We start from the raw sequence: 4,109 nt of genomic DNA, 5'->3' as shown, positions 1-4,109 counted from the left end.
GCATCATTCCGGGGCCGGGCATGCCGGGCGGGTAGCCGGGTGCCCCAGGTCCACCCGGGCCGACGACCCATCCGCCGGGACCGGGAGGCGGGCCACCAGGGACGAACATGCCGTGGTGATGGTGGCGATAACAGTGGCGGTGCCCGGCGACCGCGGCACCGGAGAAGAAGATGACCGCCACCACGAAAACAATTCCGGCGACGATCACTACCCACGCCGCGACTTGATAAAGCCGGCTGGGCCGAGCAACAGCGGGCGGCGGTGCCGGATGGTGTGGCGGACCGGGGGGCGGAGGCGGAGGCTCAGCGGCAGACGCCGGCGGCGTCGACGGTTCAGGTGATTCGGTCATGCCCTAAATCATGCCCAGCCGACGGAGCGCCGTGCACGGTTCCGGCCATGAAAATTGTGTACGCGGGATTAGCGGCAGCACAGGAATGCGCAAATGAAAAGTAGGACGGTCGCGATGATGAACACGACCCCCGCAACGATCGCCACCCACGCCGCGATCTGGAAGAGCCGTTCCGGCTTTCCATCCGGTGTCCTGACAGATGGTGCCGCGGCGGGTGTCGGCGGGACCGAGGGTCCAGGTGCTTCACTCATGCCTCGCATCATGCCCTAGCGCGACAACAGCCGCAGCGGCGTTCGCGCCATGAAAATTCCTGTGAGCCGTTGTTCGATCTGCGCGTCGCTCGCGGAATCGGCAACTAACTAATCCCTACAGGTGGAAGCCCGGCGCCCCCCGGGGCGCCGGGCTCTGGTCATGGTCACTTGCCGTAGAAGCCGTCGACATCCTAAGGCTTACAAAGGTTTAGCCCACTGCGGTTGCGCAACTCCAACGCTACGGGCTTGCCGGAGCGGTGGAGGGAGCAACGGACTGTGGGGGTTGGCCCGGTCCAACACTCGGACGGGCTCCGCCCGCACCGCCGGGCCTGCCGGGCTGGACGGCCCCGGGTCCGCCTGGACCACCCGGCCCGCCCTGGTGGAACATCGCGGCATGCGGATGACGGTGATGGTGTCCGTGATGGCCGTGACTGGCGATCCGGAAGCCGGCGAAGAAGATGGTCGTGACGATGAACAAGATGCCCGCCACAATTACCACCCATGCCGCCAATCGGTAGAGCCAATACGGTTTGACAGGCTCGGCCGCTGGCGTGGTGGCGACCGCGGCCGGCCTGGTTGGGGTGTCAGGTGTTTCAGTCATGCCTCGAATGATGCGCGAGCAAGCAATAGCCGGAGCTAGGTTCCAGCTATGAAATAGCTATGAGTGCAGGCGGCTATGCGTCCGGCTTGAACGGGTTCACGGCGAACTGAATGACCCGATATGGGGCGCGGGCTCGCGGGTCGGCGTTGTTCCATTGGCTGACGAACACCCGCAGTTCGTCGAGCGTCGACCCCGGAGAGATGTATCCCCCGTAGGGTTGGGCGAGCCGATTGTCGTACGGCGGCGGCAGGCTTTCCGCGGGGTCTGGCCACTCGTCGTGGTGCACCACCGTGGTCACCGGCGCGGCGCCCAACGACGTCGGATCCTCGGCCACCCGGACCTCCATATCGCCGGTGCTGGCGTTGAAATACGACAACACAGCTTTGCCGTCGATTTGCCGGAAGCTCATCTCGCCGACCTGGTCAGCCCACAACGGTGTGGGCGGCTTGTTCCAGCCGCCGTCGGCCCCGGCGGCCCATCCTTGCCAGCGTGACCGGTCGGTGAACGTCTCCGGTGTGGCCCGGTAGAGCACCACCGGCTGGCTGCGGTCGAAGCTATCGGCCACGATGTAGACCCATCCGCTGGGTGAATCGGCTGTCGGGACCGGATCGTAGTAGCCGCTGATCTGTGACTGCCGGCCGTTCTGGTAGCCGGCGTCGCGGACAGATCCCGGCACCGTCGGCCAATTCCCTTGTGCGGGATTGGCTTTCACTAGCCGCGAGGTTTGCGGCACCAGGTTGACGGCAGTGGTCACCAGCAGGTAGTTCTGCCGGTTGATCTGCACCACTCCGGCCGGCAGCTGCGACGCGCCGGGCGGCGTGGGGTCGGCCAGCAGCGGCTCCCACACCCCCATGACACCGAAGTAGTGCACGCCGGCCGGGTCGTCGACGGACGTTGTGTCGACATGCAATGCGACCGGCGCGAACCCGGGCCCGAAGCCAACCCCCTGTCCGGGGAAGCTGTCGCCGCAGACTTGCAATACACCGCTGGTAAACTCCATGAACGCGCATAAGTCGGTGGCGCCGATGCCGTAGTCGCGAGTGGGCGTGCCGGTGCCGGCAGTCGGGCCGATCCGTATCACTTCGCCGGGCGCCAGCGGCTGCAGCACAGGTTCGGGCATGGGAGCGGGCGGGTCGGCGTTCGCGGACCAAACACCTTGCGGCGCAAGGATGCACGCAACAAACGCAGCCGAGCATCGAGTGAGCCGGCGGGCGTGGGCCAAACTCACCCGCGGATCACAGCTCGGCGGCCAGCAGCTCGGCTATCTGGATAGTGTTGAGCGCCGCGCCTTTACGCAAGTTGTCACTGGAGACGAACAGCGCCAGGCCGCGCCCGTCGGGCACACCCGGATCGCGGCGGATTCGGCCGACCAGCGACTCGTCGACACCGGCGGCGGCCAGCGGCGTCGGCACGTCGACCACCTTCACACCCGGCGCGCCGTCGAGCAGCTCGCGGGCCCGCTCAGGGGAAAGTGGTTGCGCGAACTCGGCATTGATCGACAACGAGTGGCCCGTGAAAACCGGTACACGCACGCAGGTGCCACTGACCAAAAGATCTGGGATGCCGAGGATTTTGCGGCTTTCGTGGCGCAACTTCTGGTCCTCGTTCGTCTCACCGGAGCCATCGTCGACCAGCGAGCCGGCCAGCGGCACCACGTTGAACGCGATCGGCGCGACATATGTTCTCGGCGCCGGAAATTCGACCGCATTGCCGTCGTAGACCAGTTGTTCTGCATCGTCGACGACCGCGCGGATCTGAGCGGCCAACTCCGCCACCCCGGCCACGCCGCTGCCCGACACGGCCTGATACGTCGAGGCCACCAGGCGCAGCAGCTGCGCCTCGTTGTGCAGCACCTTGAGCACCGGCATCGCGGCCATCGTGGTGCAGTTCGGGTTTGCGATTATGCCCTTCGGGCGGTTGCGGGCGTCTGCGAAGTTCACCTCCGAGACCACCAGCGGCACGTCGGGGTCTTTTCGCCACGCCGACGAGTTGTCGATCACCGTCACCCCGGCCGCGGCGAACCGCGGCGCCTGCACCCGCGACATCGTCGCGCCTGCCGAGAACAGCGCGATGTCCAGACCGGCCGGATCGGCGGTCTCGGCGTCCTCGACTTCGATCTCCTGGCCGCAGAACGCCAATTTGCGGCCCTGCGAGCGCGCGGAGGCGAAAAACCGCACCGACGTCGCCGGGAAGTTGCGTTCTTCCAGCAATGTGCGCATCACCTGGCCCACCTGCCCGGTGGCACCGACAACCCCGATGGCAACCATCAACGTCCCGTTCCCGCGTAGACCGTGGCCGGTTCCGCACCGCCGAACCCAAAGGCCTCGTGCAGCGCCAGCACCGCCTTGTCCACCTCGGTGTCGCGGATCAGCACCGAGATCCGGATCTCGGAGGTCGAGATCAGGTCGATGTTGACGCCGACGGCGGCCAGCGCCTCGCAAAACGTCGCGGTCACCCCGGGATGGCTGCGCATGCCGGCGCCGATCAGCGACACCTTGCCGATGTGGTCGTCGTAGAGCACTTGGGTGAAGCCGATTTCGTCTTTGAGCGAGTCGAGCTTGGCCACCGCGGTGGGCCCGCTGTCGCGAGAACACGTGAACGTGATGTCGGTCTTGCCGTTTGCGACCTTGGAGATGTTCTGCAACACCATGTCGATGTTCACCTCGACGTCGGCGACCGCACGGAACACCCTGGCCGCGTAGCCGGGGATGTCGGGCAGCCCGACGACGGTCACCTTGGCTTCGCTGCGGTCGTGCGCGACTCCGGTCAGGATGGGGTCTTCCATGGGCTTGTCCTTGATCGATCCGGTGACGACAGTGCCCGGCTGGTCCGAATACGACGAGCGGACGTGGACGGGAATGTTGTAGCGGCGGGCGTATTCCACGCAACGCAGCATCAGCACCTTGGC

5 protein-coding genes are annotated in these 4,109 nt (G+C 66.3%); all 5 read right to left on the bottom strand.

Annotation, left to right across the window (positions count from 1 at the left end):
- Nucleotides 1–349: hypothetical protein (locus ACFE99_RS23405; protein ID WP_375489024.1), on the bottom strand; the 349-nt coding region annotated here is incomplete at its 3' end.
- A gap of 489 nt (nt 350–838) precedes the next feature.
- Nucleotides 839–1,201, bottom strand: coding sequence for a hypothetical protein (locus ACFE99_RS23400; RefSeq protein ID WP_375489022.1), 363 nt, complete (start codon nt 1,199–1,201; stop codon nt 839–841).
- Between the two features lie 73 nt (nt 1,202–1,274).
- The gene (locus tag ACFE99_RS23395; RefSeq protein ID WP_375489020.1) at nt 1,275–2,429 is read right to left on the bottom strand and encodes a DUF4185 domain-containing protein; all 1,155 of its coding nucleotides are present in this window, start codon (nt 2,427–2,429) and stop codon (nt 1,275–1,277) included.
- 7 nt (nt 2,430–2,436) lie between these two features.
- Nucleotides 2,437–3,468 carry an aspartate-semialdehyde dehydrogenase gene (locus ACFE99_RS23390; protein WP_375489018.1) on the bottom strand — a complete coding sequence of 344 codons (1,032 nt, stop codon included), beginning with the start codon at nt 3,466–3,468 and terminating at the stop codon, nt 2,437–2,439.
- Nucleotides 3,468–4,109: ACT domain-containing protein (locus ACFE99_RS23385; protein WP_375489016.1), on the bottom strand; the 642-nt coding region annotated here is incomplete at its 5' end. The genes ACFE99_RS23390 and ACFE99_RS23385, both read right to left, overlap by 1 nt.

Origin of the sequence: uncultured Mycobacterium sp., from assembly GCF_964249325.1 — a bacterium.
GTDB lineage: Bacteria > Actinomycetota > Actinomycetes > Mycobacteriales > Mycobacteriaceae > Mycobacterium.
Note: the sequence above shows the minus strand (reverse complement) of the source record. Positions and strands in the feature narration are given on the sequence as shown.